At 63.4% G+C, this 26,867-nt stretch carries 26 protein-coding genes; 14 read left to right on the top strand and 12 right to left on the bottom strand.

Annotated features, from left to right (window positions below):
* Positions 1-92: 92 nt before the first annotated feature.
* From VMJ11_RS28330 to VMJ11_RS28300, 7 genes are all read right to left on the bottom strand, one after another.
* A complete protein-coding gene (locus tag VMJ11_RS28330) occupies positions 93-1,598 on the bottom strand; it encodes an indolepyruvate oxidoreductase subunit beta family protein (protein WP_325623978.1) in 1,506 nt (501 codons plus the stop codon).
* A gap of 17 nt (positions 1,599-1,615) precedes the next feature.
* Positions 1,616-3,817 (bottom strand): indolepyruvate ferredoxin oxidoreductase subunit alpha, encoded by a 2,202-nt coding sequence (locus VMJ11_RS28325; RefSeq protein ID WP_325623976.1) that lies wholly within the window; start codon positions 3,815-3,817, stop codon positions 1,616-1,618.
* A gap of 138 nt (positions 3,818-3,955) precedes the next feature.
* Positions 3,956-5,359, bottom strand: coding sequence for an amino acid permease (locus tag VMJ11_RS28320; protein ID WP_325623975.1), 1,404 nt, complete (start codon positions 5,357-5,359; stop codon positions 3,956-3,958).
* Positions 5,360-5,396: 37 nt separating this feature from the next.
* Entirely contained in the window at positions 5,397-6,536 is a 1,140-nt protein-coding gene (locus VMJ11_RS28315) for an aminotransferase class V-fold PLP-dependent enzyme (protein WP_325623974.1), read from the bottom strand.
* Positions 6,537-6,572: 36 nt separating this feature from the next.
* Positions 6,573-7,643 carry a porin gene (locus VMJ11_RS28310; protein WP_325623972.1) on the bottom strand — a complete coding sequence of 357 codons (1,071 nt, stop codon included), beginning with the start codon at positions 7,641-7,643 and terminating at the stop codon, positions 6,573-6,575.
* A 92-nt stretch (positions 7,644-7,735) separates the two neighbouring features.
* Positions 7,736-8,896: a pyridoxal phosphate-dependent aminotransferase gene (locus VMJ11_RS28305; RefSeq protein ID WP_325623971.1), complete on the bottom strand. Its 1,161-nt coding sequence runs from the start codon at positions 8,894-8,896 to the stop codon at positions 7,736-7,738.
* A gap of 20 nt (positions 8,897-8,916) precedes the next feature.
* Positions 8,917-9,600 (bottom strand): HpcH/HpaI aldolase family protein, encoded by a 684-nt coding sequence (locus VMJ11_RS28300; RefSeq protein WP_414694486.1) that lies wholly within the window; start codon positions 9,598-9,600, stop codon positions 8,917-8,919.
* A gap of 491 nt (positions 9,601-10,091) precedes the next feature.
* On the opposite strand from VMJ11_RS28300, the gene VMJ11_RS28295 reads away from it, so the two are divergent.
* From VMJ11_RS28295 to VMJ11_RS28275, 5 genes are all read left to right on the top strand, one after another.
* Positions 10,092-10,796: a GntR family transcriptional regulator gene (locus VMJ11_RS28295; protein WP_325623967.1), complete on the top strand. Its 705-nt coding sequence runs from the start codon at positions 10,092-10,094 to the stop codon at positions 10,794-10,796.
* 120 nt (positions 10,797-10,916) lie between these two features.
* Positions 10,917-11,570 (top strand): YitT family protein, encoded by a 654-nt coding sequence (locus VMJ11_RS28290; RefSeq protein ID WP_325623965.1) that lies wholly within the window; start codon positions 10,917-10,919, stop codon positions 11,568-11,570.
* Between the two features lie 79 nt (positions 11,571-11,649).
* The gene (locus tag VMJ11_RS28285) at positions 11,650-12,129 is read left to right on the top strand and encodes a VOC family protein (protein WP_325623964.1); all 480 of its coding nucleotides are present in this window, start codon (positions 11,650-11,652) and stop codon (positions 12,127-12,129) included.
* A gap of 71 nt (positions 12,130-12,200) precedes the next feature.
* Positions 12,201-12,962, top strand: a complete 762-nt coding sequence (opgC, locus tag VMJ11_RS28280) for an OpgC domain-containing protein (RefSeq protein WP_325623962.1) — start codon at positions 12,201-12,203, stop codon at positions 12,960-12,962.
* Positions 12,959-14,626 (top strand): tannase/feruloyl esterase family alpha/beta hydrolase, encoded by a 1,668-nt coding sequence (locus VMJ11_RS28275; RefSeq protein ID WP_325623961.1) that lies wholly within the window; start codon positions 12,959-12,961, stop codon positions 14,624-14,626. The genes opgC and VMJ11_RS28275 overlap by 4 nt, the downstream gene beginning before the upstream one ends.
* Positions 14,627-14,656: 30 nt before the next feature.
* On the opposite strand, the gene VMJ11_RS28270 is transcribed toward VMJ11_RS28275, so the two are convergent.
* Positions 14,657-15,445, bottom strand: coding sequence for a hypothetical protein (locus VMJ11_RS28270; protein ID WP_325623960.1), 789 nt, complete (start codon positions 15,443-15,445; stop codon positions 14,657-14,659).
* Positions 15,446-15,690: 245 nt separating this feature from the next.
* Here VMJ11_RS28270 and VMJ11_RS28265 point away from each other — a divergent pair, with 245 nt between their 5' ends.
* The gene (locus VMJ11_RS28265) at positions 15,691-15,981 is read left to right on the top strand and encodes a hypothetical protein (RefSeq protein WP_325623959.1); all 291 of its coding nucleotides are present in this window, start codon (positions 15,691-15,693) and stop codon (positions 15,979-15,981) included.
* 18 nt (positions 15,982-15,999) lie between these two features.
* On the opposite strand, the gene VMJ11_RS28260 is transcribed toward VMJ11_RS28265, so the two are convergent.
* Positions 16,000-17,829 (bottom strand): sigma-54-dependent Fis family transcriptional regulator, encoded by a 1,830-nt coding sequence (locus VMJ11_RS28260; protein ID WP_325623957.1) that lies wholly within the window; start codon positions 17,827-17,829, stop codon positions 16,000-16,002.
* 387 nt (positions 17,830-18,216) lie between these two features.
* On the opposite strand from VMJ11_RS28260, the gene VMJ11_RS28255 reads away from it, so the two are divergent.
* The 6 genes from VMJ11_RS28255 to VMJ11_RS28230 are packed head-to-tail and all read left to right on the top strand — an operon-like array spanning position 18,217 to position 22,972.
* Positions 18,217-18,492, top strand: a complete 276-nt coding sequence (locus VMJ11_RS28255; protein ID WP_325623956.1) for a phenol hydroxylase subunit — start codon at positions 18,217-18,219, stop codon at positions 18,490-18,492.
* 53 nt (positions 18,493-18,545) lie between these two features.
* Positions 18,546-19,595, top strand: coding sequence for an aromatic/alkene monooxygenase hydroxylase subunit beta (locus VMJ11_RS28250; protein WP_325623955.1), 1,050 nt, complete (start codon positions 18,546-18,548; stop codon positions 19,593-19,595).
* Complete coding sequence (locus VMJ11_RS28245) at positions 19,588-19,860, top strand: MmoB/DmpM family protein (RefSeq protein WP_325623953.1); 273 nt, start codon at positions 19,588-19,590, stop codon at positions 19,858-19,860. Before VMJ11_RS28250 ends, VMJ11_RS28245 begins: the two co-directional genes overlap by 8 nt.
* Before the next feature lie 21 nt (positions 19,861-19,881).
* Positions 19,882-21,489, top strand: a complete 1,608-nt coding sequence (locus VMJ11_RS28240; RefSeq protein WP_325623951.1) for an aromatic/alkene/methane monooxygenase hydroxylase/oxygenase subunit alpha — start codon at positions 19,882-19,884, stop codon at positions 21,487-21,489.
* Between the two features lie 38 nt (positions 21,490-21,527).
* Positions 21,528-21,890, top strand: a complete 363-nt coding sequence (locus VMJ11_RS28235; RefSeq protein ID WP_325623949.1) for a phenol hydroxylase subunit P4 — start codon at positions 21,528-21,530, stop codon at positions 21,888-21,890.
* 17 nt (positions 21,891-21,907) lie between these two features.
* A complete protein-coding gene (locus tag VMJ11_RS28230; protein ID WP_325623944.1) occupies positions 21,908-22,972 on the top strand; it encodes a phenol 2-monooxygenase domain-containing protein in 1,065 nt (354 codons plus the stop codon).
* Between the two features lie 99 nt (positions 22,973-23,071).
* Here VMJ11_RS28230 and VMJ11_RS28225 read toward each other — a convergent pair whose 3' ends face one another.
* Positions 23,072-23,326, bottom strand: a complete 255-nt coding sequence (locus VMJ11_RS28225; protein ID WP_325623935.1) for a DUF2934 domain-containing protein — start codon at positions 23,324-23,326, stop codon at positions 23,072-23,074.
* Between the two features lie 221 nt (positions 23,327-23,547).
* Here VMJ11_RS28225 and VMJ11_RS28220 point away from each other — a divergent pair, with 221 nt between their 5' ends.
* Positions 23,548-23,925, top strand: coding sequence for a VOC family protein (locus VMJ11_RS28220; RefSeq protein ID WP_325623933.1), 378 nt, complete (start codon positions 23,548-23,550; stop codon positions 23,923-23,925).
* Between the two features lie 103 nt (positions 23,926-24,028).
* Positions 24,029-24,619 (top strand): hypothetical protein, encoded by a 591-nt coding sequence (locus VMJ11_RS28215; protein ID WP_325623931.1) that lies wholly within the window; start codon positions 24,029-24,031, stop codon positions 24,617-24,619.
* Between the two features lie 40 nt (positions 24,620-24,659).
* On the opposite strand, the gene VMJ11_RS28210 is transcribed toward VMJ11_RS28215, so the two are convergent.
* Both VMJ11_RS28210 and VMJ11_RS28205 read right to left on the bottom strand, forming a co-directional pair.
* Entirely contained in the window at positions 24,660-25,142 is a 483-nt protein-coding gene (locus VMJ11_RS28210) for a hypothetical protein (protein WP_325623929.1), read from the bottom strand.
* Positions 25,143-25,371: 229 nt separating this feature from the next.
* Positions 25,372-26,733: a TAXI family TRAP transporter solute-binding subunit gene (locus tag VMJ11_RS28205; RefSeq protein WP_325623927.1), complete on the bottom strand. Its 1,362-nt coding sequence runs from the start codon at positions 26,731-26,733 to the stop codon at positions 25,372-25,374.
* Positions 26,734-26,867: the final 134 nt, after the last annotated feature.

The raw sequence follows: 26,867 nt of genomic DNA, 5'->3' as shown, positions 1-26,867 counted from the left end.
AATTGGACCAAGGTTGAATTCCCCCCAAAAAACATCGCACTGCTTAGTCTTAGGGCATCGACTCCCGCGCGTTGCGGGCAGTGCGTGCGAAATCAGGCCAATGCGTGCCGCGCGAGCGCTTCCCGAAGCTTCTTGCCATGCTCGTCGGCCAATGCGGCCTCGCGCAGCTCACGCAGCGTGGCGGGTGCCAGCCTCGCGCCCGCACGGGTCACGGCCGCCATTACGCTTTCATAGTTGGCCAACCCACGCGCGTGCGTATCGCCGTAGCCCTTCACGAGCCTCTGGCATTGCGCGACCTCGAAGGCGAGCGCCGGGTTGTACTGCGCCGCTTCGCGCACCCGACTCAGCCAGTGTTCGATACGCGCATTTTCCATCTCATAGCGCAGCGTGGCGCGACGCCAGCCGCGCATGCGCGACACCATGTAAAGCAGCAGGTATCCGCGCAGCGAACTCGTGGCCACCACCCGACCGGAGCACGTGATACGGCGCCCGAGGCGATGCACCCAGTGCGGACGCATCAGCCAGCGGCCGATCGAAGCAGGCAAGGTCTCGCAGATTTCCTCCAGACGCGGATGCATGAACTCGTTGATCGCGAGCAGTTGACCGTCTTGCGCCCGCACTTCGTTGCGTACCCGCTCGAAGCGTGAGCCGCGTGTCTTGAGGTCTGCTACGCGGATCGTGTCGTCGTACGACATCCACAGCGCGAGGTGGCGCGCCGTTTCGCGCACGAGTGCGATGTCCCGTTGCCCGAGCGAGTGCTGCCATTGAACGAGGCGATCGAGATAGAGCCCTGCGTACTGGGGATCCTGGTAGTCGATCAGCCGGCGCACGCCCTCGATCGCGATTGGCTGAACCTCGGTGGAAAACTGGGTCCGAACGCGCTCGACGAGCGCCGCCACCTTTGCGTTTCGTGGCCTCGCCTCAAGGCCAGCCGTCGCGGCATTTTCACTAACGCCTGCTGGCTGCTCGACATCGTTCGCCTTTTGGTACGCCATGCCGAACGCATGCAGACTCGGCTTGACGCCAACCCCGCCGCGCGCGATGGTCGCCTCGAACTGCTCGCGGCTGAACGGCAGCACGCCCGTGCCAGCCAGCGCGCCAAACAGCACCGCGCTGATCACGCTGCCTGAGGCTTGCGCCGCCTGAGCCATATCGAAGCTCACGAAACGCTTTGCCGCCTTGCTCGCATGCGCGATCAGCGCGCCGCTATCCACGAGCCCGTCGCCCATTGCCGACTTCTCGGCTATCGAATAGACACGATGCGTAGAAGCCACGAGCGTGGTGCGATCCGCCGTCACGAGGCCGCGCTGCACCGCGCGTCCTGCTTCCATCAGCTCGGAGGCGAGCACGATGTCGACGTCGCCCGGCAGCGGCATCAGCGCGAGCACCGGCGTGCGGCCAGCACGCTCCGCGAGCTCTCGTGGAAACAGCTCGACATAGTAGATGGTCGCGCCGGTGCGTTGCGCCACCCCCGGCACCGAAGTCGTCTGCGCGTAGTAGCCGTTGTGTTCGCCGAGATCGACGATCCAGTCGGCGAGCACGCCACCGCCCTCGCCGCCCATGGCGAGAATCGCTATCTTGATCGGTTGGGCTTTCATGATCGAGGTCTTGCTCATCAAAACGTATATTGGGCACGGCGCTCGGCGTCGCGGCGCTGTAGCCAGCCAATCAGGCTTGCGCGGACACGCTGGCGCAGCCTGTCCATGCGTGTGGGGTTGCTGACGATCTGCGCACGATAAAAGGACGGGCACAGCACGGCCGCATGTGAAACTTCCCCACACAGCCCACAGCCGACGCAACTATCGAGCACCGTTGCCACCGGGTCGGTGCGCAGCGGATCGGGATTGGGCTTGACGGAAAGCGACGGGCAGCCCGAGAGCCGGATACACGAGTGGTCGCCTGTGCAGGTGTCGGAGTCGACGCCAAAACGCTCGCGCACCACACGCTCGCCGGCTGCGATCGCCTTGCGCACCTGCGGCTTTTCGCGGCGCTGCTTATTGAGCATGCATTCGCTCTGCGCGATGAGCACCTTCGGCCCTTTCGCGCTGGTGGTCAGTGCCTCCTTGAGCGTCGACATCATCGATTTGAGGTCGTAAGTACGACGAATCGTACGCACCCACTCCACCCCCACACCGCGCACCGCGCGCTCGATCTCGTGACCGGTGCTGCGCGTCGGGTTGAGCGCACTCGACGAGAGAATGTCCTGGCCGCCCGTTGCCGACGTATAGCTGTTGTCGACGATGACGGTGAGATTGTCGCTTTTGTTGAAGACCGCGTTTGCAATCCCGCTCGTCAAACCGTTGTGCCAGAACCCGCCGTCGCCCATGACCGAGATCGCCCGCTTGCCCGCCGGCGCGTTCATCGCCGCGGCGCTCGCACTACCGAGGCCATAGCCCATCGTCGTGCTGCCGAGATTGAATGGCGGCAGGATCGAGAACAGGTGGCAGCCAATATCGGCGCTCACGTGGTGCGGCCCGAGTTCGCGCTCGACCAGCTTCATCGCCGTGAAGATCGGCCGCTCCGGGCAACCCGTGCAGAAGCCGGGCGGACGTGCGTGCACATTCTCGTCTAGCGCGGGCACCTGGCCGGTGGCGGGTACGGCCTCAGTGGTGGCCGGCGCCGAAGAAGGCGGCGCGGCCACGAGCGGAATCACCCTGCGCGCGGCGGCCGGAGCCGGCGCGGGTGCAAGCACGCCATAGCGCGCGAGGAACGTGCGCAGGCCCTTCAACACCGTGGCCGTGTTGTACTCGCCGGCGAGCGGCAACATGTCCTTGCCATGCAGCACCACGGCAGAATCGGCCTGACGAAGAATCGCACTGGCGTTCTGCTCGACGAAGTTCGGCTGCCCTTCCTCGATCACGAGCACGGCGCGCTTGCCTGCGCAAAACCGCTGCCATTCGGAGTCGATGAGCGGATAGGCGACGTTCATGACGTAAAGCGGCACCTTCGATTCGCCATAAACGTCCGCGAGATCCAGGCGCTCCAGCGCGCGCAGCACCGTGTTGTAGCTGCCGCCCTGCACGGCAATGCCGATGTCCGCGGCGTCCGCTGAGAAGCACTCGTTGAGCCGCCTTTCCTCGATGAACCTCACGGCCGCCGGCCAGCGATGCTTGATCTTTTCCTGCTCGTGCAGGAAGCTTGCGGGCGGCAGCACGATGCGGTTCACATCGCGAGCGGGATTTTCGAGTGCATCCTTGATCGAGAAAGTCGACGCGCGGTTGTCCGCTGCGACGAACTGCCCGTGCACGTGACACGCCCGAATGCGCAATTGCAGCATGACGGGTGTATTGCTCGCCTCGGAGAGGTCGAAGCCGTCCTTCACTGCCTGAACGATGCTCGGCAGGTTCGGGCGCGGGTCCAGAAGCCAGATTTGCGACTTCATCGCGAATGCGTGGCTGCGCTCCTGCATGATCGACGAGCCTTCGCCATAGTCCTCGCCGACGATGATGAGCGCGCCGCCCTTCACGCCGCCCGAGGCGAGGTTCGCGAGCGCGTCCGAAGCGACGTTGGTGCCGACCGTCGCCTTGAATGTCACCGCGCCGCGCAGCGGATAGTTCACCGAAGCCGCCAGCGACGCGGCGGCTGTCGCCTCGCTCGCGCTGTTTTCGAAACGGATGCCGTGATCTGCCAGGATGTCCTGAGCATCTGCCAGCACGTCCATCAGATGCGATATGGGTGCGCCCTGGTAGCCGGCCACATACGCCACGCCGGACTCCAGCAGCGCCTTGGTCACCGCGAGAATGCCTTCGCCGCTGAAAACCTCGCCGGCTTTCAGGCGCAGTTTCTTCACTTCCTCAACAAATGACCGCTCGGCCATGGTGTTCCCTGTTGTTGATGCGATCCGGCACAACTGCTCGAAGCCATGTCGCCGAATTTGCACTGCGAGGAAGGGCCGGTTGTTTGACTGGCCCCTCCGTCGGGTTGTGCGCGATGCACAACCCGGCGCTCGAGTCGTTCAGACGCTGGCGGCATTAGCGACCACCGCTTGCGCCAGGCGCTTGCGGTAGACGAAGTACACGACAGAAACCGCGATCAGCCAGGGCACGCCGACGATCCAGGAGATGTTCCAGAACTCGGTGTCCAGCCCCATCGTCACCAGAATCGCGCTCAGCAGCGCAATACCGGTGATTTGCGCGATCGGAAAGAACGGCATGCGCACCGGCAGCTTGCGGCCCTTCCATGCGCGGCGAAAGCGCAGGTGCGTAGCCAGGATCACGATCCACACGAAGATGCCGCCGAACAACGCGATCCCGAACAGATAGTTGTACGCGAGCGGGCTGAAGAAGGACACCGCTGCGGCTGCCAGAATGCCGGCGCCCGAGATGAGCGTGGCGACGAGCGGGGTGCCGTTCGCCGTCAGCGAGCCGAGCCAGCGCGGCGCATAGCCGCCGCGCGAGAGCGAGAACAACGTGCGCGAGGCGAGGTAAATGTTGGTGTTCATGCTCGAGAGCGCCGCCGTGATCACCACGAAGTTCATGAGCCCCGCCGCGTGCGCAATGCCTGCGTGCTCGAACAGCTTCACGAACGGGCTTTGCTGCACCACCTTCGCACCGGCTTCGGTCCACGGGAGATACGCGACCATGATGCCCAGCGCGAGGATGTAGAAAAGCGTGAGGCGCAGCACCATCGAGCGCAGTGCATGCGGAATCGCGCGCGACGGATCTTGCGCCTCGCCCGAGGTCACGGCCACGATTTCCACGCCGTAGAACGAGAAAATCGCCATCAGCACGCCCATCCACACGCCGCTGAAGCCATGCGGCATGAAGCCGCCCGGCAGGCCGGTCAGATTGTGCAGACCAACGGCGGGCGTTCCGGTGCCGATACCAAACACGTGCGCGAGCCCGACCACGATGAAGCCGAGGATCGCCACCACCTTGATCAACGCAAACCAGTACTCGAACGAACCGAAGTTGGTCACCGACCGGCAGTTGATGTAAGTGAGCGCAATGCCGAACGCGATGGACCACAGCCACACCGGAATGCCCGGGAACCAGAAGCCCATATAGACGCCGACGGCAATCGCTTCACCGCCCACGGCGACGACCTCGATGATCCAGTACGTGTAGCGCACGACGAAGCCGGCCCAGCGGCTCAGGTACATCTCGGCGTAAGTGCCGAACGAGCCTGCGGTCGGATGCGCAACGGCCATCTCCGCGAGGCTGAATACCATGATCACGGCGATCAGTGCGGCGATCGCGTAGCTGATCAGCACCCCAGGGCCCGCGTAGCCAATCGCAATGCCGCTGCCCATGAAAAGGCCCGTGCCGATTGCGCCTCCAATGCCGATCATCGTGATCTGCCGCTGCGTCAAGGCTTTATGCAAGCCCTTCTCGCGCGCGGTAATGTTTGTCTCTTCCATGTCGTGATTTCCTTTGTGTTTGTATTTCGCAAGCGAATCAGACTTCGGGGAGCAATGCCGACAACGTATCGAGCACGCCATGCGTGGTCAACATGCCTGGTGACATGCGTACGGTGCTACCTCGCGTATCCACGAGCACACCGTGCTTTGCCAGAGTCGCCTCCAGTTCGTGTGGATCGACGTGTGCGGGCAGATCCGCCATCACGCTGCCCCCGCGCTGCGCGTCGTCGCGCGGCGAGCGCACCGTGTATCCCTTTGCGTCGGCGAGCGCAATCAACCGGCGCGACAGCGCAAGGTTGTGCTCACGCATGCCGAGCGCCGCGGGCGAAAGCCGCCATGCAAGGCCGGGGCTCGAAGCGACGAACGGCAAGAACGATGGCGTGCCGCTGTCGAAACGGCGTGCATCGGGGGCCAGTGAAAAGCGCGCGAGATCCCAGTTGAAGGGATCGGGCTGGCTGAACCAGCCTTGCACGAGCGGCGCCATGTCGCTGTCGAGCAGCTTCGGGGCGAGGTACGCGAGCCCGGTACCCGGCGCGCCGCACAGCCACTTGAGCGTGGTGGTCGCGACGAAATCTACGGCTGGCTGCGTGACATCGAAATCGAGGATGCCCGCGCCCTGTGTGATGTCGACCGCAATGAGGCTGCCCTGTGCCCGTCCGTGCGCGGCAAGCCGCGTGACGTCCGCCCGTTTCGAAGCGGTCGACGTGACCCAGGTGACGATCGCCAGCGCCACGTCTTCCTGCCAATGCGCGATGAATTCGTCGTCGCTCACATAGGCGGCGCCCGGTGCGAGCGGCACGGTATCGAGCGTGAAGCCGAGTATGGGTTCGAGCCCGCGCAGCATGTAGTGGAGGCTCGGAAAACAGTCCCCGGCGATCAGCACGCGGCGGCCAGCCAAACGGTCACGACCGAGCGCACCGACAAAGCGTGCAAACGCGTCAGTAACGTTCTCCGACGCGAAAACAGTGTGGGCCGGAGCATTGACCAACGTCGCCCACTGATCGAGCACCTGCCTGCGGGCGGCGAGACCGTAGTCCCAGCGTTTCAGGTCCGGGCGGCACCAGCTCGACGCAAACGTGTCGAGCGCGGAACGAACCGCATCCTCCTGCCCCGGAAACATGCCGACCGAGTGGTAGAGCAGCCACCCTGAGCGATCGGAATCGGCTGGATGAGTCATATTCTGGTTTCCTTATTAATTTGAGCGGGGATGGCGTCAGAACATGTGGCGGATGCCCACCGCCACGCCGGTCTGGTTGTTCTTGCCCGGCAGTTCGGTATACGCGCCGCCCGAAACGTGGTTGTAATCGACGGTCCCGTACACTTGCGTGGCCTTCGAAAGCGAATACTCGGCCAGCAGTACGCCGGTGTAGCGCTCGCCGTTGTTGCCGGCGAAACCGTTGATGTTGTGCATGTCGTCGTAGTAGAACGCGCCAGTCAGCGCCAGTGCGGGCGTGGCCTGGTAATTCACACCGGTATAGAGCGTCATGTCGCGACGCTTGTTGGCGGAGAACGAACCGGTGGCGACGGTGCGGCTCGGGTCGTTCAGCGCCTCGTCGACGAAGCCGGTAGCGTCCTGTCCACCCATGTAACCGGCGAACAGCGTGGCCGGGCCGGCGGCATACTTCGCACCGAGACCCCACATGCGCTGGATGTTGTTGTTGATGTCACGCGTTTGCTGATACGTGCCGCCGAAGCTTGCCGGACCGAGGTCGTAAGAGGTGCGCAGGCTCCAGGACGAACTCTCGCTCAGACTGCCGGGCTGGTTGCCGAAGCCGTAGGTCGCGCCCAGATGCAGACCGCCGAACTGCCCCGCATAGGTCGCGGCGTTGTCGATACGCCCGACCGTCATGAAGAAGGGCCATGAGTTGGCCGTGTAGTTGCCGACGGTCAGCGGATCGAAGTCGCCGAAGAAGTTGAACGCCTCCGTTCCCTGGCGGCCGAGCGTGACGGTGCCGAGTTTGCCCGCGAGACCCACATAAGCGTAGCGGCCAAAGATCCGGCCGCCCTGGTCGAGCTGGCCGGTCTGCGGCTCGAAGCCGCTTTCGAGACGGAACACCGCTTTCAGTCCGCCGCCCAGGTCTTCTTCTCCCTTCAAGCCCCAACGGCTATTGGTGATCGCGCCGTTGGTCAACTGCACCAGGTTGCCGTTTGCCGCATCTGAATTATTGGTGAAGCGAATGCTCTGGTCGACAATGCCGTACAGCGTAACGGAGCTTTGCGCGAAGGCGGTGCCCGTCAAGCCGATCCCCAGGGTCGCGATTGCGGCGTGGAGTTTGCGTTGCATGATTTAGTGTTGTCTCTCGTTTTTAGGTAGATAACTGCCCGGCGGTGACCGCCGGACATGGGTGCAGCAAAATCCCCGCGCAACAGGCTGGTCTAGCGCCTGCCGCGCAACAGCGTTTCGAGTCGATCCATGGCTTGCATCAGGCTGGCGTCGCTGCGCGCGTAGCACAGTCGGATCTGTTGTGCGGACTCCTGACCGAATGCGATGCCCGGCGCAAGCCCCACCCTGGCCTCCTGCACTGCGCGCTTGCAAAATTCGAGCGTATCGGTCACGCCATCGATACTGAACATCAGGTAGAACGACGCGCTGGTCGGTATCACATGCAGACCCGCGAGCGCGCGCAGACGCTCGAGCGCGATCTGTCGACCGCCACGGCAGCGCGCGACGAACGCCTCGACGACAGGCTCGCCCTCGTTGAGCGCCACCGCCGCCCCCGCCTGCAAGAACGCCTGGCCGCCGCTCGTGTTGAACTGGATCAGCTTCTCGAAGGTGTCGACCATCGTGCGCGGATACACGAGCCAGCCCATGCGCCAGCCGGTCATGAGCCATGCCTTGGAAAAGCTGTTGATCACGAATACCGGGTCTTCTGGCGAGGCGATTTCCAGCATCGAAGGCGCATACGGCCGGTCGTAGACGATGCGCTGGTAGACCTCGTCGGCAAGGATCGCGATGCCGCGCGAACGCGCGAATTCGAGCAGTTGCCGTTGTTGCCCGGCTTCCATCATCCAGCCGGTCGGGTTACCCGGCGAGGCGTAATAGATCGCCTTCGTGCGCGCGTCGCACGCATCGATCAACCGCTGCAGGTCGAGATGCCATCCTTCTTCGCCATGGTCGAGCGACACGCTGCGAACCTCGCCGCCGGCTATCGTGACGGCGCGCAGGATGTTGGGCCACGAGGGCGTCACGCACACCACGTTGTCGCCCGGCTCGATGATCGCTTGCGCCACGAGCATGACCGCATTCATGCCCCCGCACGTGACGGCGATGCGCGAGTCTTCGACGTGTATTGCGCACAGGCGGTCGTAGTACGCGCGGATCGCATCGCGCAACTCCGGGATGCCACGATTGGGTGAATAGAACGTGTGCCCGGCTGCCAGCGCACGACTGGCGGCGTCGCTGAATGCCTTCGGCGTCGGCAGGTCACTCTCGCCCGCCCACAGGCCGATGACGTCGCTTCTTCCGGCACCCATGCGCCAGACGTCGATGATCGGCGAATCGGGCATCGCGGCGATCGTGTCTCTCGTGATGTTCATCGTATCCTCAAGGAGTCCGATCAAAATGAAAGGCAGCCGTCCGGCAATGAGCGGCGCGCGTCTTCACGCGCCGCAAGAAAGCCATCCTTTACCAGGTCGATGTCGTTGGCGCACACGCCCATCCGGTATCCGCGCTCGAACGCCTGGCGCGCAGCGCGCACGTTGCCGGTGAAGATGCCGCACGGCAAGCCGTTTGCCGTGGCGGCACGCAGGATGCGTTCGCAATCGCTGTCGATCACCCCGCTATCGCTGGTGCCGCGTGACAGGGCAAGATCGCCCGTTCCGATAAACAGATAGTCAACGCCCGGCGTCTCGGCGATGGCCTCGACGTTCTCCACGCCCTCCACCGTTTCGATCATCAGGCCGATTGCCACTTCGCGATCGGCAGCCCGCATCGCTTCGAGACCTGCCCGCAATGGCCGGACGCCCCCGGCGGAACGCTTTCCCGCTGGCGGGTACCGTCCTGCCGATATGGCCCTGTATGCGTCGTCCACGGTTTCGACGAGCGGCACCAGCACGGAAGCGGCGCCGGCGTCGAGCGCCTGTGCGATGGCGCTGTGCGAATTCTCCGCGCAGCGGGCAATCACCGGGACCTGCGCACCGGCAACGCCAATTGCCGATTCGAGCGTGCCGCGCTCCCACAGGCCGTGCTGAAGATCGAGGACGACTGCGCCGGGTTTTGCATGAGCGGCAAACTCCGCCACCGGTACGCTGCCAAGCGCGAGCCATATCAGATGAAGGTGCCGATCACCGGCCAGCAACGGCTTGAGCGAGCGAAAAAGCATGGATGGGCGTCTCGTTCGTGGTGTGTTTCGCCTGGCTACAACTGCCTTGCCGGTCGAAAACTGAATTCAATTTTGCAATGGGAGGAACATTACTGTGGATATATTCGGGTGTCAACGAAATACGCCCCCGGAAACGGATTAGACCCGCTGCAGCGCACTGATTTACAAGGGACTCGGGGTTTTACCGGGACGGGTTTTCACTCTGATGCCTGCCTCATCCAAAGCAGCAGATGGCAAGGCAATTGGGCGTGTGAGGCTGATCGCCGATTACGCGATGAAAGGTCGCTACAAGCACTTCGAGTTTGTACGGTCACTACGGCCCGGAGGCGCCTGACCTGCCGGACCGATGTCTTGACAATCCACTCACTGCCCATCAGAATCCAGGAGAATTCTGAATTCAGAATAGAAAAATGTCCATTATGACGACAGGAATCGACAAAATTGCAAGGACGCCCACCAGGACCGCCCTCAAGCAGACGACGCTGACCGAAACGATCTACCAGGAAGTGCGCGGTCGGTTGCAGCGCGGAGATATTGGGTCGAACGAGCGCATTCTGGACTACGAAATAGCCGACGAGTTTGGCTGCACGCGCATGCCCGTTCGACAGGCGCTGGTGCGGCTCGTCAACGAGGGGTATCTGATCGGCACCACTCGCGGCTTCGTTATGCCCAGACTGACGAATGACGATATCCACGAAATCTTCGAAGTCCGGCGGCTGCTTGAACCGAGCGCGGCAGCCGGCGCCACCGCCGCACTAACGGACGAACAGCAGGCTGCATTGAAGCGTGCCTACCAGAAGGCCGTGCGAGCCTGTGAGAAGCAGGACGGGGCTGCGATGATTGCTGCCAACGTGGAGTTTCGCGATGTGTGGCTTTCGGCCGTACAGAATAGTCGCCTTCAGGACACGATCAGGCGCTTCACCGACCACGCGCAGCAAGTCAGGTCGCTCACGCTGACCGACTCTTCCACCCAGAATATCGCCCTGGCGGGCATGCGTGACTTGCTGGAAGGCTTTCTTGAGCGTGATTCGAAGCGTGTAAGGACCATCATGCTCGAATTCATTCTCAACGCTGAACAGCGATATTTCGTGTTGGTAGACGGTCAGGATTCTTGATCGAAACATCGCGCGCATGCGTTTTGTTCTGCCTGCGCCTCCCGCCGCAATCTGGTCCGGCAATGCACCGGGCCATCACAAGACAGAAAAGAAGACGGAGCCGCCCCTGGCGAACCTGGCATGAATAAGTCGAACCTGCAGCACGGATACAGGTGGCGTACGGGGGTGGAGACAACCCTCGTGATACTCGGCTCCGCCGTTATCGCCCTGAACTACTATGTGCTGCTCCAACCGAACCAGATTTTGCCGCCTGGTCTTGGCGGACTGCTGGCGTTCGCATCGCGTCGATTCGACCTGCCCTTCGATGTCGTCTACTTCGCGGTCAATATCCCCCTGTTTCTGGTCGGATTCCGCGTAGTGGGATTACGTTTCCTGATGCTGAGCCTGGCTGGCACCGTGGCGACTTCGCTTTTTCTCAGGCTCTTCAGCGAAGTACCGGGCATACATGGGCTGGTTATCGGAACCCTGCTCGGTGGCTTGCTGAACGGCGCCGCGATCGCCGTCATTCTGATGTGCCGGGGGTCCACCGGCGGGATGGATATCGTCTGTGTGGTGCTGTCTCGCAGGTATCCGCGTTTTAGCATCGGGCAGTTTTCATTTTTTCTAAATACGTTCGTCATCCTGATTTCTGGGGCCTTCCTCGGCGTGACGAGCATGTTGGCCACCCTGATCGCAATCTTCCTTGCGGGCAAGGGAGTGGATTGGGTCATGCATTGGGGAACGCGCTGGCGGTACGCTGAGAAACGCCGAATAACGGGTGCAATGAGGGGCTGAAAATTGCGCCCCAACGGTGCCGGGACTTTGTCAGAATGGGCAGCACGCACGATGCTGCGTGTTTTCAAAGGAGATTTCGATGGCCGAGCTTCTCACTTGCCTGTGGTTCGATGAAGGCAGAGCACGCGAGGCGGCGGAGTTTTACGCCGCTACATTTCCCGAGAGCCATGTCGATGCGGGCCATGTATCGCCCATACCGGGCGTGGGACAGGGTCCGGAGCTGCTGGTCGAGTTCACCGTACTCGGCCGGCGCTTCCTGGGCTTGAACGGCGGGCCCAACTTCAAGGCGAACGAGGCGGTCAGTTTCATAGTCGAGACCGATAGCCAGGAAGAGACCCACCGCTACTGGAACGCCATTCTCGACAAGGGCGGCGAGGAATCCGCTTGCGGCTGGTGCAAGGACCGCTGGGGCTTTTCTTGGCAGATCACGCCAAGGCGGCTGCTCGATTTCATCACTGGGCCAGATCGCGATGCCGCAAGGCGTGCGATGGAAGCGATGATGAAAATGAGAAAAATCGAGATCGCCGAAATAGAACGCGCTGCGGCCGCAACCGGTTAAGGCCGAACGAATCACCGCGTGCCGGCGCACACAGCACCGCAGCCCCAAAGCTGCGCGCCCGAACTGAGCGGTTGTGCGCTGTTCGGGCGCACCCGGTGCGCGAAACCCTGCATATCCTATCGCTCGTGCGCCAGCCATATCTGTCGAGCGTGCTGCCGATGTATGTCATATTTGCGCTGTGCGTGCCCGCTGCGGTTCCGTTCGCGCGCCGCGCACCGTTCGCCGCGCTGGCCTCCAGCCTGCTGCTCTGGGCCTTCGCGCCGCCGCTCCCCGCGCTGCTCAGCGCCAGCGAAGTCGGCAACTGGTTGTTCGACCCGTTCGCGTGGCAGTTGATGTTCGTGTTGGGCATGCTCTGCCGGCTGCACCCGGTGCCGCCCGGCTTCAAGGATTCGGAAATGGCGCGCTGGCTCGTACGGTTCGCTTTCGCTGCGGTAGCGATGTTCGCGGCAGTGAAACTGCTCGTCCTGACTCAACCCATGCCTGGGGAAATGAAACAGCATCTGGCATTCGCACGTGCCGTCAACTTCATCGTCATTGCGATGGTCGCGGCGTATTTCGTCCATCGCGGAACCGTTGCGCGCATCGCCGCGCATCTGCCGTCCGTCTTGACGGTGGGCCGTACGGGGCTCGTGTGCTTCGTCGGTGGCACGCTCATCTCGGTGATCGTGGATACCGCGATGCCCCGCGCCCTGCACGGCGCGGCCGCATTCGCGGCGGCGCTGGCCGGCGACGCCGTCGCGATCGGCGCGACGCTCATGCTCGCAAAGGCCTGGCGCGGCATGCTGCGCCACCAGAAGGCGCGTACCGCCGTCAACGGCGCCGGCTGCCGATGATGCATCGGAGCGCCTACGCATTCGAAGCTTTCAAGGCGATGGCCATCGCCGCATCGGCGCTCATCGCAAGCGGCCACGCTCTCGCCCAGCACGCGCCTGCGCTGCCGCTGCACTGCACCGACCTGGCCGGTGCGCTGCTGCCGGCCGCCAGTATCGGGTTGCCTACCCATGGGGCGCTCGTGCAGACCGCCACACTGATTGCCGCAACCGCGACCGGCAACCTCAATGGCGACTATTGCCGCCTGACCGGCGTGATTCGCGCGCAGAGCGCCGGGACCCCGGATATCCGCTTCGAAGTGAATTTGCCGAGCCGCTGGAACGGCCGCGCACTGCAGTTCGGCGGCGGAGGCTATAACGGCGTGGTCGTGACGGGAACCGGGCCCATGCCCTTCTCGCCGGACCGCGCTCCGCTCGCGCGCGGCTACGCGACCTTCGGCGATGACTCCGGCCACAACGGCACGTCGTCGGAAGCGAACTTCGGCCTGCTCGAAGAGGCCGTGACGAACTTCGGCTACGCGCACCTGAAAAAGACGCACGACGTTGCGCTCGCGCTGATCGTGCGCGGTTATGGCCAGCCGCCGGAGCACACGTATTTCGCGGGCGGGTCGACGGGTGGCCGCGAAGGCTACACGGTGATCCAGCGCTATCCCGACGACTACGACGGCGTGATTGCGAACTCCCCCGCGCTGAACTTTTCCGGCGTGCGGCTGACAGGCGTGGTGGTCGGCCAGCACGAATACCGCACGTCTGGCGGCTATCTGTCGCCGCAACTGCTCGAGCACGTGTACGAGCGCACGATGCAGGTGTGCGATACGTTCGACGGCGCTGCGGACGGCATCATCAGCGACGTCGAAGGCTGTCGTGCGAAAGAGCCGGAGATCATCGAATCGCTACGCTGCGCGGCGCAAGATCGATCAGGAGACCAACACGATTCCGATGACTGTCTTACGCCGCCACAGCTAGCCACGCTCGAAAGCCTGCGTGACGGCTTGCGCCTACCCTATACGCTCGCCTGGAACGTGAACCGCTATCGCGGCTACAACGTCTTCCAGGGAACGCGCTTCACGAGCGCGCTGGGTCTCGCGCATTCGGAAGAACGGCTGCCGCAACTGGCGTTCGTGCCCAATGGCTACCTGTTTTCGCAGGGCGACGCCTACATCAAGTACTTCGTCACGCACGATCCGGCATTCGATTCCACCACCTTCGACGTGATGCATCCTGGCCGCTATCAGGAACGCCTCTACACGCTTTCGGCAACGATCGGCGCGATGAACCCCGACGTCTCGCGCTACATTGCGCGCGGCGGCAAACTGATCACCTTGCAGGGGCTCGCCGACGAGGTCATCAGCCCGAACCAGACCATCGCGTATTACCGCGGCCTCATCGACCGTTACGGCCAGGAGCGTGTGGACAGCTTCATGCGGCTCTACATGGTGCCGGGCTATCAGCACGGCAACGGCGTGTTCATTCCATCGGTGGATCTGCTCGGCGTGCTCGACGACTGGGTCACGCACGGCGCCGCGCCGGAAACCTTGCTCGCCACCGACATCGCGCGGGCTACCAACGGCCGCACGCGGCCGCTGTGCCGCTTTCCGGCGTACCCGCGCTACGTGGGCAACGGTAACCTCAATCTCGCGAGCAGTTTCACCTGCGCTACACCGTAAGTGGCAAAGCAAGTGCCTCGCGCACCGGCGCTACGCGGCGGGTGCCCTGCGCGCGGCACGCTGCGGCAGCACCACGATGCAACCAACGACGAAGATGAGCAGCAGCGCGGAAGCATAAAGCCGGCTGACCTGCAGGCCGCCTTGCGCGAGGGGCTTGTCGAGCAGGTCGCCCAGCGTTGCGCCAAGCGGGCGCGTGAGAACGAACGCGAGCCAGAAGAGCGCCGTGCGCGAGACGCGGGGCCACAGCCAGAGCAGACCCACGACGACAAGGCCCGCGCCGAAGATTGCGGCGCCCACTTCGTAACCCACGCCGAGGCCGCCGCGATCGTCACCCGCCACCCAGTCGCCGAGCGCCGTGCCGAGCGTTTGGGAAAACAGGATCGTGGTCCAGTAGAACCACTCCACGCGCGCGCTCACCACGCTCTCGATCGAAACCGTACCCTCCGCGCGGTACCAGATCGCGAGACTCGCGATGAGCAGCAGGAGAATGATCGACACGCCGCCCGGATAGCCGACTCCCACCGAGCGGTCAAAGAAGTCCGCGAGCGTGGTGCCGAGCGTGGTCGTCGCGACGATGGTCGCCCAGTAGAGCCAGGAATAGAAGCTGCGCGCGCGGACCTGCGCCGAAACCAGTACGACGAAGGCCGCGAGGAAAATGAGCGAGCCCACCAGATAGCCCAGATTCAGTGACATCGTTACCCAGTCTCCGCCGGTTTCGCCGAGCGTGGTGCAGGCAATCTTGATGATCCAGAATCCGAGCGTCACCTCGGGGACTTTGCTGACAGCATGTTCGACGAAGCTTCCGGTGCGGGAAGACATGGGAACTCCTTGCGCCACGCGAGGGGCGGAACGAAACAAAGCTGCGACTATATTCCCCGTTTGCTTAACAGCGCCTTAACTGGACGCTCCGCATGACGATTCCATGGCGCATAAGCATTCGCTAAGGTTCGCTGCGTAGTCTGGAGACATACGCTGTGGAGATTGCGCGGCGTATCGCCTTCCGCAAGCGCCATGCCTGCTTATAAGGAATGCGAATTAATTTCCCATCGGATGGAGCCCATACCATGAAAGTTCTATTTGTATCCGCCATTCTCTCGCTGGGTTTTGCACTGCCCCCCGCCGCCTTTGCCCAGAACGCCGCAGCCAACAGCACCAACAGCACCAACAGCCAGGCGGCCCCTACCTCGCAAATGCCGCAACAAGGCCAGACGCATTGGTCTGGCACTCAACATGCCGACGAATCAGGCTATGGAATGGAAAGCAGCGGAACCTCGAGTGCCTCGACTGCGCATATGTCGCGCTACGGCTCGCTCGTATCGCACGAGGGCCGCAACGACCTTTTCGCGCACCATTGAGCGCCGCGACGCCAGCTGTCAAACCCGCAAACCGCGACTCTTGAGCCGATAGACGAGTTGGGCGCGTGTGATGCCAAGACTGCGCGCCGCCGCCGAAAGATTGCCCGACGCCTGACGCACCGCGCTCTTGAGCAGGGCCGATTCGATGTCGTCGAGCGAGAGCGGCGCGCCGTCGTTCTCGGTGCCCATGAGCAGGCTCGTGACCTTGCGTGTCACGCGCTCGGCCTCGTCGCCCGAGCCTGAGAGCGAATTGAGCTTGCCCGAGGGCAGCAGGCTGCCATGTTCGTCGACGCCGAACAGCAAGGGATCGAACGTTTCCCCGCTGATGAAGAGGTGGCCGACGTCGATCGGCGCGTTGTCGGCCGCGAGTATCACGCCGCGCTCGACGATATTCTCCAGTTCCCGAATATTGCCGGGCCAGTTGTAGCTGAGAATGGCGTCGATCGCGCGGCTCGTGAAGCCCGTGACGTTGCGCCCATGCCGCTCGCGGTATTTGCGCAGAAAGTGATTGAGCAGTACCGGCAGGTCTTCCTTGCGCTCGCGCAGCGAGGGCACGCGAACCGGAAACACGTTGAGCCGGAAAAAGAGGTCTTCGCGAAAGCGCCCCGCACGCACTTCGTCGCGTAGGTCGAGATTGGTGGCTGCCACCACGCGCACGTCCACGCGGCGCGTTTGCGTGTCTCCCACGCGCTCGATCTCGCCTTCCTGCAGCGCGCGCAGCAGCTTGCCCTGCGCCGTCTTCGTCAGGATGCCGATTTCGTCGAGAAAGAGCGTGCCGCCGTTCGCGCGCTCGAAACGGCCCGGACGGCTTTGCGTCGCGTCCGTGAAGCCGCCCTTCTCGACGCCGAAGAGCTCCGACTCCACCAGCGATTCGGGTATGGCCGCGCAATTGATGGCAACGAACGCGCCCTCGCTACGGTTGCTGATACGATGCAGCGTGCGCGCGAATACTTCCTTTCCCACGCCGCTTTCGCCGAGAAACAGCACCGTCGCGCGCGTGGCCGCCACGCGGCGGATCATGTGGCAAACCGCATTGAAACCCGGCGACGCGCCGACCATGTTGCCGTCTCCGAACGCCGTGGGGGCTGTATCGGCCTCGCGCTGCGCGAACGCGTCGTGATCCGCTATGGAGTGCGTACGATCGCCGCTCGCGGCCAGCCCTTGCGTAAACGATTGCGCTTTCAGAAAACGCAGGTCGTTGGCGGCCTCGTCGCCCCACTCCTCGATCGGCTTGCCGATGATGCGGCAATGCGATTGCCCGAGCGCGCGGCACTCCACCTCGCGATAGAGAATCGGCCGCCCCATGAACACGCTCGTATAGCCGCTCGCATAGCCGATCTGCATCCAGCAGACGGGCTCGGCGCCAATGCCGTAGATGCGCACATGCTCTTCGTCCTCGGCGCAGGCCTTCCAGATGAACTCGCCGTAGTAGTGGCCTTTCTCGACGTCGATTTCGAGCCGCACCGGCTCGACCTCGGTCAGCCCTTCGAGCATATGTAGCTGAGGGCCCACCGCGAACATCTCGGCGACATTGTTCTCGGGCCGCACCTTGCCCACCAGCTCGGCGTCGCGCGCGCCCGAGTTGTAGCCCATGCGCGTAAGGAGGCCGCGCGCCGCGTCGATGCCGAGGCTGTCGATCAGCTCGCGCCGCAACGTGCCGAGCGACTGCGCGTGCAGGAGCACCATGCGCTGGTCGTCCAGCCAGATACGTCCGTTGCCAGGTGCGAAACGCAAGCGCGACATGAGATCGGCGATATCTGGATAGCGCAGGCTGTCCACGCGCGCGCCTCTCGGCGTCACGAGTTTCATCGGGTCCCCTGCCTGCTCTGCCTTGCGTTGCGTACCCATGCTGCCCTGCTCCCTGCGTTGACGGACGGCCCCACGATAGGGGAAGCAGCATGGCCGCGCAAGGCTGGATTGTGCCGGCCCGCCAGGCCTGCGGGTAATCCCCGATGCTCGTTTGATCAAGCGGTTTTGGGGTTCGCGTACGGCAATCGTTCATTTCGTCGAATCGGTGGCGCGGCCTCCCCGTTGCCACGCAGCGCGTCATGAGGCGGCACACCCGTGCCAAACGCCGGATGCGAAAGCCTGTCTCCGAAAAAAGCCATGCCGCGCGCACGCGGCGCGACGCGTGCTGGCCTGCTCATTGCATATAGGGAGCACGACGCGGCGCATTGCACGAAAACATCGAGCAGCCGCGTGAAGCGAAAAAACGCGAAAAGAACGGAGGAGGCAATGAGCAAACCGCAGCCGCACACACCCGCACTCGAGCGGCCCTTCGACGTGGCGCAGCGCTACGTGCGCTTCAAGGCGCGCCGCGACGACGGCTTCGTGGAGTTCGACTTTTCGATAGGCGACCCTCGCCTGTGCGTGGAGCTGGTCATGCGCGAGCACGACTATCGCGCGTTTTGCGACACGCACCATGCCGTGCGGCTCTCCGCGGTGGAAGCCGCCGCGCTCGACACGGAAGAGCTCAAGTGGCGCTACGGCCAGCCGGGCCTCGCCGAATAGGCGTGGCAAAGCGGTTTCGACAGATTCGATCGATTACAAAGGAGGAGCACGAGATGCAAATCGATATCAAGACCTCGGCAGTGCAGCCGGTACGGCAGACGTTCTCGCACGTCGCGCGACGCCTCGGCGCCGACAAGCCCGCGTCGCGCTATCAGGAAGCGACGCTGGACCTGCAGCCCGAAGTCAATTTCCACTATCGCCCGCTGTGGCAGCCGCAATACGAGCTTTACGACAAGGCGCGCACTGCCATTCGCATGAACGACTGGTACGCGTTCAAGGACCCGCGGCAGTATTACTACGGCGCCTATACGATCGCACGTTCGCGCCAGCAGGAGACGATGGAGAAGAACATCGAGTTCGTCGCGCGGCGCGCGTTGCTCTCGGGTTTGCCCGAGGAGCAAAAGCAGCGCATCGCCTCGCTCATGGTGCCGCTGCGCCACGTGGAATGGGCGGCGAACACGAACAACTGCTTCGTCACCGCCTATGGCTGGGGCACCGCCATCACGCAGGCCACGATGTATCACAGCATGGACCGGCTTGGCCTTGCCCAGTATCTCTCGCGCATCGGCCTGCTGCTCGACGGCAACCAGGGCACCTCGCTCGTGGCCGGCAAGGCGGCCTGGCTCGACGCGCCGTTGTGGCAGCCGCTGCGCCGTCTCGTGGAAGACCTGATGGTCGCACAGGACTGGTTCGAAACGTTCACCGCGCAGAACGCCGTGCTCGACGGCCTGCTCTACCCGCTCGTCTACCGCCACATCGACGCGCGGCTTTCGGCGCAATGCGGCGCGGGCCTTGGCATGCTCAACGAGTTCGCGATCGGCTGGTTCGACGAGACGAGCCGCTGGGTCGACGCCACGCTCAAGACCGCCGCAGCCGAATCGCCGGAAAACGTCGCGCTGCTCGTACGCTGGGTCGAAACGTGGCGTGGCCGCGCGCTCGACGCCCTGCGTCCGCTCGCGCAAGAGGCGCTCGGCGCGCAGGACGCTGCCGCAGCGCTCGCGCAGATCGATGCTGCCTTCGCCGTGCGCATGACGAAGCTCGGCATCGGCATCGAACCCGCCATTGCCGCGCAGCACGCACGCATGGAGGCAAATCATGGCTGACACCGTATTCATCGCGTTCCAGACCAACGACGACTCGCGCCCGATCATCGAAGCCATCGCCGAGGACAACCCGCATGCCGTCGTTAATACACTGCCCGCGATGGTGAAAATCGACGCGCAAGGCCGCCTCGTGATCCGGCGCGAATCGATTGAAGCCCGCATTGGTCGGCCGTTCGACCTGCGCGAGCTGCAGCTGAACCTGATCTCGCTCTCCGGCAACATCGACGAGACCGACGACGAATTCATCCTGGCGTGGAACGCCTGAGCAACAACAAGGAGACTGACGATGAGCACGCCAACCGCCACGCCGAAAAAGCTGAGCATTAAGGAAAACTACGCAATGCTCACGCGCGGCCTTGCGTGGGAAACCACGTATCAGCCGATGGACACGGTCTTCCCGTACGACCGCTTCGAGGGCATCAAGGTCCACGACTGGGACCGTTGGGAAGACCCCTTCCGCCTCACGATGGACGCCTACTGGAAATACCAGGGCGAAAAGGAGCGCAAGCTCTACGCGATCATCGACGCGTTCCAGCAGAACAACGGCCAGTTCAACGTGACCGATCCGCGTTACATCAACGCGCTGAAGCTGTTCCTGACCGGCGTGAGCCCGCTCGAATACGCGGCGCATCGCGGCTTCGCGCTGGCGGGTCGCAATTTCCGCGGCGCGGGCGCGCGTATCGCCTGCCAGATGCAAGCGATCGACGAACTGCGCCACGCCCAGACCCAGGTTCACACGATCAGCCAGTACAACAAGTTCTTCAACGGCTTTCACGACTTCAGGCACATGCACGACCGCGTCTGGTATTTGTCCGTGCCAAAGTCGTATTTCGAAGACGCCATGAGCGCCGGGCCGTTTGAATTCGTCACTGCCATATCGTTCTCGTTCGAATATGTGCTCACGAACCTGCTGTTCATGCCGTTCATGTCGGGGGCGGCGTTCAACGGCGACATGGCGACGGTCACGTTCGGCTTTTCCGCGCAATCGGATGAATCGCGCCATATGACGCTTGGACTCGAAGTCGTGAAGTTCCTGCTCGAACAGGACCCCGGCAACGTGCCGATCATCCAGAAGTGGATCGACAAGTGGTTCTGGCGCGGCTACCGGCTGCTCACGCTCGTCGCAATGATGATGGACTACATGCTGCCCAAGCGGATCATGTCGTGGCAGGAAGCGTGGGAGACCTATTTCGAGCAGAACGGCGGCGCGCTCTTTCACGACCTGGAGCGCTACGGCATCCGGCTGCCGAAGTATCACGAGGTGGCGACGAAAGAGAAGGACCGTCTCTCGCACGAAGCCTGGGGCATCTTCTACAACTACACGCACGCGGCGGCCATGCACACGTGGATTCCCACCGACGACGAAATGGACTGGCTCGCGCAGAAGTATCCCGCGACGTTCGACAAGCTCTATCGTCCGCGCTACGAATACTGGCGGAATCAGCAGCAGGAAGGCAAGCGCTTCTACAACCCCACGCTGCCAATGCTCTGCCAGATCTGCCAGATACCGATGGCCTTCACCGAGCCCGACGACCCCACCCAAACCTGCTATCGCGAGAGCGAGTATCTCGGCAACAAGTTCCACTTCTGCTCGGACGGCTGCAAGGACATTTTCGACAACGAGCCGGAAAAGTACGTGCAGGCTTGGCTGCCCGTGCACCAGATCTACCAGGGCAACTGCTTCGAGGTCGATGCCGATGCCACTGCACCCGACTTCGACCCCATGCGCGAGGTGCTGCGCTACTACCACATCGAACCCGGCGCGGACGGCCACGAATTCGAGGATTCGCCCGACTGCGCGAACTGGCAGCGCTGGACTGGCAAGGCCCCGTATGGCGGCGAAACCGCGGGGGAAGCGACGCAGGAAGACCCGCCAAAGCGCCGCGCAGCGTAACGCACTCCGTATCTGACAACACTCATGGGAGACACATCATGGCCGTTGTTGCACTGAACGAAGGCTACACGGGGCCGATGCGCGACCGTGTGGAAAATTTCCACGGCAACCAGTTGCTTTACGTGGGCTGGGAAGGCCACCTCATGTTCTGCGCGCCGCACTGCATCATGGTGGCGCCCGACATGACCTTCGGCACGCTCGCACACGAGGTGATACCCGCGATGTACGGCATGCATCCGGACTGGCCTTCGGTGCAACCCGAAAGTATCGAATGGTTCCGCTCGCGCGAGCGCTTCACGCCCGACTTCAACGCGAGCCTCGTCGGCAACGGCCTTGGCCACAAGGCCCTGCTGCGCCTGCGCACGCCCGGCCTCACGGGTATCGGCGGCTCGCATAGCTAGCACGGGAGGCATGCATCATGAGCTATCAATTGACCATTGAACCGATCGGCCAGACGATCGAAATCGAAGAAGACCAGACGCTGCTCGACGCTTGCCTGCGCGCGGGCGTGTGGCTGCCGCATGCGTGCTGCCACGGCCTGTGCGCGACGTGCAAGGTGCAGGTGGTGGACGGCGAGATCGAGCACGGTGAGGCGTCCCCATTCGCGCTGATGGATTTCGAGCGCGACGAAGGCAAATGCCTCGCGTGCTGCGCGCGTGTGCAATCGGACGTGACGATCGAAGCCGACATCGACGAAGACCCGGACGCGCGCCATTTCCCGGTGCGCGACCACGTGGGGCGCGTGGCCGAAGTCGTCGACCTCACGCCGACCATCAAGGGTATCTTCGTCGAGCTCGACGGCGAAGGCATCGCGTTTCAGGCGGGCCAGTACGTAAACGTGCAGATACCCGGCGAGAGCATGCCGCGTGCCTTCTCGCTCGCAGGCGAGCCCGGCAGCGCGTCGCGCATCGAACTCAACGTACGCCTCGTGCCCGGCGGCAAGGGCACGACCTGGTTGCACGAGCAACTGAACGTGGGCGATACGCTGCGCTTTTCGGGGCCATTTGGCCGCTTCTTCGTGCGCGCCTCGGACCCGCAGCCGATCATCCTGATTGCGGGTGGCTCCGGCCTGTCGAGCCCACGCTCGATGCTGCTCGACCTGCTCGCGCAAGGCGATTCTCGCGCAATCACGCTGCTATACGGCGCACGCAGCCGCGCCGAACTGTACTACCACGAGGCGTTTGAGACACTCGCGCGGCGTCATGCGAACTTCACCTACGTGCCCGCGCTTTCCGACGAGGCCGCCGATTCGGGCTGGGAGGGATTTCGCGGATACGTCCACGATGCGGCGCGCGAGCATTTCGCGGGCGATTTTCGCGGCCACAAGGCGTACCTCTGCGGGCCGCCGGTCATGATCGAGGCCGCGATCCGCACGCTGATGCAAGGCCAGTTGTTCGAACGCGACATCTACACCGAAAAGTTCCTCACTCATGCGGACGGCGCGCAAGCCGCGGCGCGTAGCCCGCTCTTCAAGTCCATTTGAGCCGCGCAAGCGCCCCCAGCACAGCGCGCGCCGACATCGAACCGATGCCGCGCCGGCTGGCGGGCGATTGCAAACGACTGCGGACGATCGCGCGCAATTTCAGCCGCGCCGCTTGTCCCGCGCCAGTTCGTTGGGCGGCATCGCGTCGTTTTCCTGCAGAGGTTCACCGGCAAGCCGGCGCTTGCCGGCCTGATCGCTAGCTATGTGTGACGTCGCTCCTTCGGCGTCGTACTCGGCGGCGATCTGCTTCTCTGCGCGGCTCCAGTATTCGTCTGACTTCCCATCCGGCGCGCCGTCGTCTTGCCAGAGTTGATATGCACGTTGCCGGATGCGTTCTTCGCGTTCGTCATTCATGGTCGTTCCCTCAGAGGTGCGAGTTGCCGTAGCGCCGGACCCGAAACGCGTGGCGTGCCGTTGGCGCATGCCACGACGCACGAGCAAGCGCAGTGCCCGACGAGAACGGAAATGCGAGCGCTGCGACAGCTGAGTGTCAGCATGCGCGTACGCTGCGCGTTGCGCGACGGTGCGTCATACTCGCACCGTTATCGTCGAAGCCCCTGTGAGGAGGATAGTCTATGGCGGACATGAACAAGCTGCGTCCCTTTGCATTTGTGCTTGCCGTTCAGGACCTCGAGCGCAATACCGCCTACTTCCGCGACGTGCTCGGCTTTCGGGTGGATTGGGGCGACTCGTCGGACTGGCACCTCGTCGCGAGGGGCGACGTGCGGATCATGCTGGGCAGTTGCCCTGATGCGATGCCCCCGGCGCAAACCGGGGATCATAGCTATTTCGGTTACCTGGAAGTCGACGACGTGGAAGGCCTGCACGATGAGATCGCCAGGAAGGGGGCGATCATCCTGCAGCCGCCCATCGACCGGCCATACGGCATGCGCGAATGCACCGTGGCTACGCCGGATGGTCACCGGTTCGTGATTGGGCAAACCATGGTGTGATGGCCGCGGTCTGCGCGGTCGCTGCGGCTGCAGCGACCTTTCCCCGTCTTCTGCGCCCCTCGACAGGCACGCGCACCAACAAGCCAACGCGGCCCGCGTGCATATGGGGGCCTTCGAAGCTATCCGCCGCAATGGCGCCGACACGGTCAACATCGCTGATGTTCGGCGCGCGCAGCGCAGCGTGCGCTCCACCCTGCTCGCCACGATGCTTTTCATCGCGCTTCCGGTTGCGCTGCTTCCCGCGCTCGGCGTCCACCGCATGGCGGCAATCGGGGCGCTCGCGGTATGGGGCGTTTCCTGTGGCGCGATGCCGGTCGCGCTGCAGATGTGGATGGCACAGGCCACGCCGCAAATGCGCGAAGGCGGCATGGCGCTGTTCGTCGCCAACTTCCAGATCTCGATTGCGCTGGGTAGGTCGCTTCTCATTTGCGACACGAGTCTGAAGCAATCGCACAAGGCGGGTCCATCCGGACGCGCGAAACTCGCCCCTGCTCTACCTGCTCTGCGCGCGCCCTTGGCACAGCTGTTAGCTTGCTGCCTGCGGGATCAGATGTCGATTTTGGCAGATTCCTGTAGCGCGCATTGGGCCGACTGCGCGAATCGATCGCCCGCTTCGATCCAGATTACGCAATTCAGCATCAGCATGAGGAACTCGACCGGCACAGCCTTGCGGCCAATGGTGCACACACCATGAAGCAGTTTCCGGTGAGCGAGCCCGCCGGCATTGCTGAGGATCACTTATAGCTGACCATCACGACAAGCGGAATGTTACGGTCAGTCTTGTCAGGCACGGCCCCAAACTTCACTACCAGCACACTGCCCTGCGGGTCCAGCAGGTAATGGCCACTGGCATCGGACGAGAGCGGTTTCCCGGTGTGGCCGGACACTCGTGCCGAAACGTGCAGACTGCCTTGCTGTGCCGCTCCCGCCCCCATAAGCGCGACATCGGCCGCGGGCGAACAGCCCCGCGGCGCGATGAAGGACACTGTCACGCTTGAGCCATCGTGGCTTGCGCCCTGGGTCGTCCCTGTTGTGAATGCTTCGGATCGTGAAGCACCCAGCGCGATTCCGAACGGCGGGGCAACGATTGCGCCGACAAACGTAATACGCCCGCTGCCCTGCGCATTTGCTGGCGCCGGTGCCGCCAACATGCTCGCCAGCGTGACCAACGCTGAAGCGCCTGCGAGTCGGCGCGTTGCCAGCCCAAGTGTTCTCATGACGATCTCCGGTTGAACATCAGCAGCCGTCGGTGATGACCGCTGACCTGGGACGTATTGGGGAATCGATCAGAAAATCCTGAGTCCACTGTAGAAACCATCGATTACGAACGACTGACAACTGCGTGCCCGTCCGTACAGTGCCGCCTATTTCTTTCCCGATGTACCGCCCGTTGCAGCCGTACGCGATCTGACATCCCGTGGCCGTGTGGCGCGCGCGGCCCTCCATTCACCGGCCCGTCAGCCTCTGTCGGACGAAGCAGATATGCTCGCGCAGCAAATAGAACTGGTCGGCATACGTCACCGGCAGCCGCAGCCGGTTCACGCGGTGCTCGATGTCATCGAGCTTTTCGAGCAGTTCCGCGCGGCTCTCATCCGGCACTTCGTCGAACAGCGCGCGACGCTCGATCGCAAGCAATTCGCTGTACCAACGGTAGATGCGCGCCTTCACGCGCCACGCGTAGATCGGAGGCACGAGTTTCAGCCCCGGAATCAGCACGACCAGCAGCGGCACGATGAACACGATCATCCTGTCGGTGAGCGAAGCCAGCCAGAACGGCATCGCGCGGTAAAGGAACGTCTTGCCCGACTTGTAGTAGCGCGCCGCGTCCGGACTGAGCGGAAAATCATGAGCGACGGGAGACGGAAACGCGCCCGCGTTCTGCAGCAGGCCCGCGCCGCTGTGCACCTCGTAGGCCGCCTCGACGAGAAGATCCGAAAGCGCCGGATGCAGCGTGCGCCGTGCGATCAATTCAGCCGTGGTCACGACCGTATGCACGCTTTCGGAGGGCAGATTGTCGCCAAGGTCGAACACGCCCATCGGCACTTCCACCTCAGTCAGAAACGGGAAGCGCCGCGTATACGCGCGCGCCTGGGCAAAATTGAAGAAGCGAATATCGGGCCTGCGCAGCAGATCCGCAATCACCGAAGGCTGCGCCGCATCGCCCGTCACGATCGCAACATCGACCTGCCCGTCCACCAGCGCCCGTATCGCCGGTTCGCCGGCGAGCGAGATCATCTTGTCCGTATCCCCCGTATCGATGCCGTTCGCCTTCAGGACGAGCAGCACCAACTGGCGCGTCCCGCTGCCCGCCCTGCCGATCGCGATCCGCTCCCCCTTGAACGCCTTGAGAAGCCTCGCCTCGGGACCGCGGTAGAAGATGAAGAGCGGCAGGTAGCCCATGCTCCCGAGCGACATCAGGTCGGCGCCGTGCGTATCGGGCGACATCACGCTGTGGAGCGTGCCAAGGCCGCTCTGCACGAAGCCGAGATCCACGTGTTCAGCGGGATTGGCGAGCCGCTCGAGATTCTCGAGCGTGCCCGCCGAGGGGATCACCCGCAAGGTCACGCCGTTGCGCGCAAGAATGTCCTTGTAGCGTTGCGCGGCCACCCAGAACGCGCCGCCCGCGGGGCCCGCCGAAATCGTGAGCGTGCTGGGCGGCGCTGGTTGAATGACGCGAAAGGCAACCCACAGCACCACGATGCCCGCGGTCAGGACGATGCCGATCGAGGTGGCAAGGTCGAGCCATGAGATCGCGATATAGCGCAGCCTATCGGGAGAATCCGGCTCTTGCGGCTCGTTCACAGACATGATTGGTTGTCCTGCATGATGAGTCGACAAGGGCGGCGCATTTACCCGCCCTTAGCCGCCCTTAGCCATCTTTGCCCGCTTTCACCTTTACCATCCACCGCTTCGCTGAACCGCCCGAACGATCACGCGCGTGC

The organism is Paraburkholderia sp. (genome assembly GCF_035501035.1).
In the GTDB taxonomy this organism is placed as follows: Bacteria; Pseudomonadota; Gammaproteobacteria; order Burkholderiales; family Burkholderiaceae; genus Paraburkholderia.
Note: the sequence above shows the minus strand (reverse complement) of the source record. Positions and strands in the feature narration are given on the sequence as shown.

Bases quoted from the DNA above. Each gene is read 5' to 3' on its own strand.
- VMJ11_RS28230 (WP_325623944.1), top strand. From the start codon at position 21,908: ATGAGCTATCAATTGACCATTGAACCGATCGGCCAGACGATCGAAATC.
- VMJ11_RS28325 (WP_325623976.1), bottom strand. From the start codon at position 3,817: ATGGCCGAGCGGTCATTTGTTGAGGAAGTGAAGAAACTGCGCCTGAAA.
- VMJ11_RS28255 (WP_325623956.1), top strand. From the start codon at position 18,217: ATGAGCAAACCGCAGCCGCACACACCCGCACTCGAGCGGCCCTTCGAC.
- VMJ11_RS28225 (WP_325623935.1), bottom strand. From the start codon at position 23,326: ATGAATGACGAACGCGAAGAACGCATCCGGCAACGTGCATATCAACTC.
- VMJ11_RS28235 (WP_325623949.1), top strand. From the start codon at position 21,528: ATGGCCGTTGTTGCACTGAACGAAGGCTACACGGGGCCGATGCGCGAC.
- VMJ11_RS28260 (WP_325623957.1), bottom strand. From the start codon at position 17,829: ATGGGTACGCAACGCAAGGCAGAGCAGGCAGGGGACCCGATGAAACTC.
- VMJ11_RS28295 (WP_325623967.1), top strand. From the start codon at position 10,092: ATGTCCATTATGACGACAGGAATCGACAAAATTGCAAGGACGCCCACC.
- VMJ11_RS28205 (WP_325623927.1), bottom strand. From the start codon at position 26,733: ATGTCTGTGAACGAGCCGCAAGAGCCGGATTCTCCCGATAGGCTGCGC.
- VMJ11_RS28210 (WP_325623929.1), bottom strand. From the start codon at position 25,142: ATGAGAACACTTGGGCTGGCAACGCGCCGACTCGCAGGCGCTTCAGCG.
- VMJ11_RS28245 (WP_325623953.1), top strand. From the start codon at position 19,588: ATGGCTGACACCGTATTCATCGCGTTCCAGACCAACGACGACTCGCGC.
- VMJ11_RS28220 (WP_325623933.1), top strand. From the start codon at position 23,548: ATGGCGGACATGAACAAGCTGCGTCCCTTTGCATTTGTGCTTGCCGTT.
- VMJ11_RS28275 (WP_325623961.1), top strand. From the start codon at position 12,959: ATGATGCATCGGAGCGCCTACGCATTCGAAGCTTTCAAGGCGATGGCC.
- VMJ11_RS28265 (WP_325623959.1), top strand. From the start codon at position 15,691: ATGAAAGTTCTATTTGTATCCGCCATTCTCTCGCTGGGTTTTGCACTG.
- VMJ11_RS28290 (WP_325623965.1), top strand. From the start codon at position 10,917: ATGAATAAGTCGAACCTGCAGCACGGATACAGGTGGCGTACGGGGGTG.
- VMJ11_RS28250 (WP_325623955.1), top strand. From the start codon at position 18,546: ATGCAAATCGATATCAAGACCTCGGCAGTGCAGCCGGTACGGCAGACG.
- VMJ11_RS28305 (WP_325623971.1), bottom strand. From the start codon at position 8,896: ATGAACATCACGAGAGACACGATCGCCGCGATGCCCGATTCGCCGATC.
- VMJ11_RS28320 (WP_325623975.1), bottom strand. From the start codon at position 5,359: ATGGAAGAGACAAACATTACCGCGCGCGAGAAGGGCTTGCATAAAGCC.
- VMJ11_RS28330 (WP_325623978.1), bottom strand. From the start codon at position 1,598: ATGAAAGCCCAACCGATCAAGATAGCGATTCTCGCCATGGGCGGCGAG.
- VMJ11_RS28270 (WP_325623960.1), bottom strand. From the start codon at position 15,445: ATGTCTTCCCGCACCGGAAGCTTCGTCGAACATGCTGTCAGCAAAGTC.
- VMJ11_RS28315 (WP_325623974.1), bottom strand. From the start codon at position 6,536: ATGACTCATCCAGCCGATTCCGATCGCTCAGGGTGGCTGCTCTACCAC.
- VMJ11_RS28215 (WP_325623931.1), top strand. From the start codon at position 24,029: ATGGGGGCCTTCGAAGCTATCCGCCGCAATGGCGCCGACACGGTCAAC.
- VMJ11_RS28240 (WP_325623951.1), top strand. From the start codon at position 19,882: ATGAGCACGCCAACCGCCACGCCGAAAAAGCTGAGCATTAAGGAAAAC.
- VMJ11_RS28285 (WP_325623964.1), top strand. From the start codon at position 11,650: ATGGCCGAGCTTCTCACTTGCCTGTGGTTCGATGAAGGCAGAGCACGC.
- VMJ11_RS28310 (WP_325623972.1), bottom strand. From the start codon at position 7,643: ATGCAACGCAAACTCCACGCCGCAATCGCGACCCTGGGGATCGGCTTG.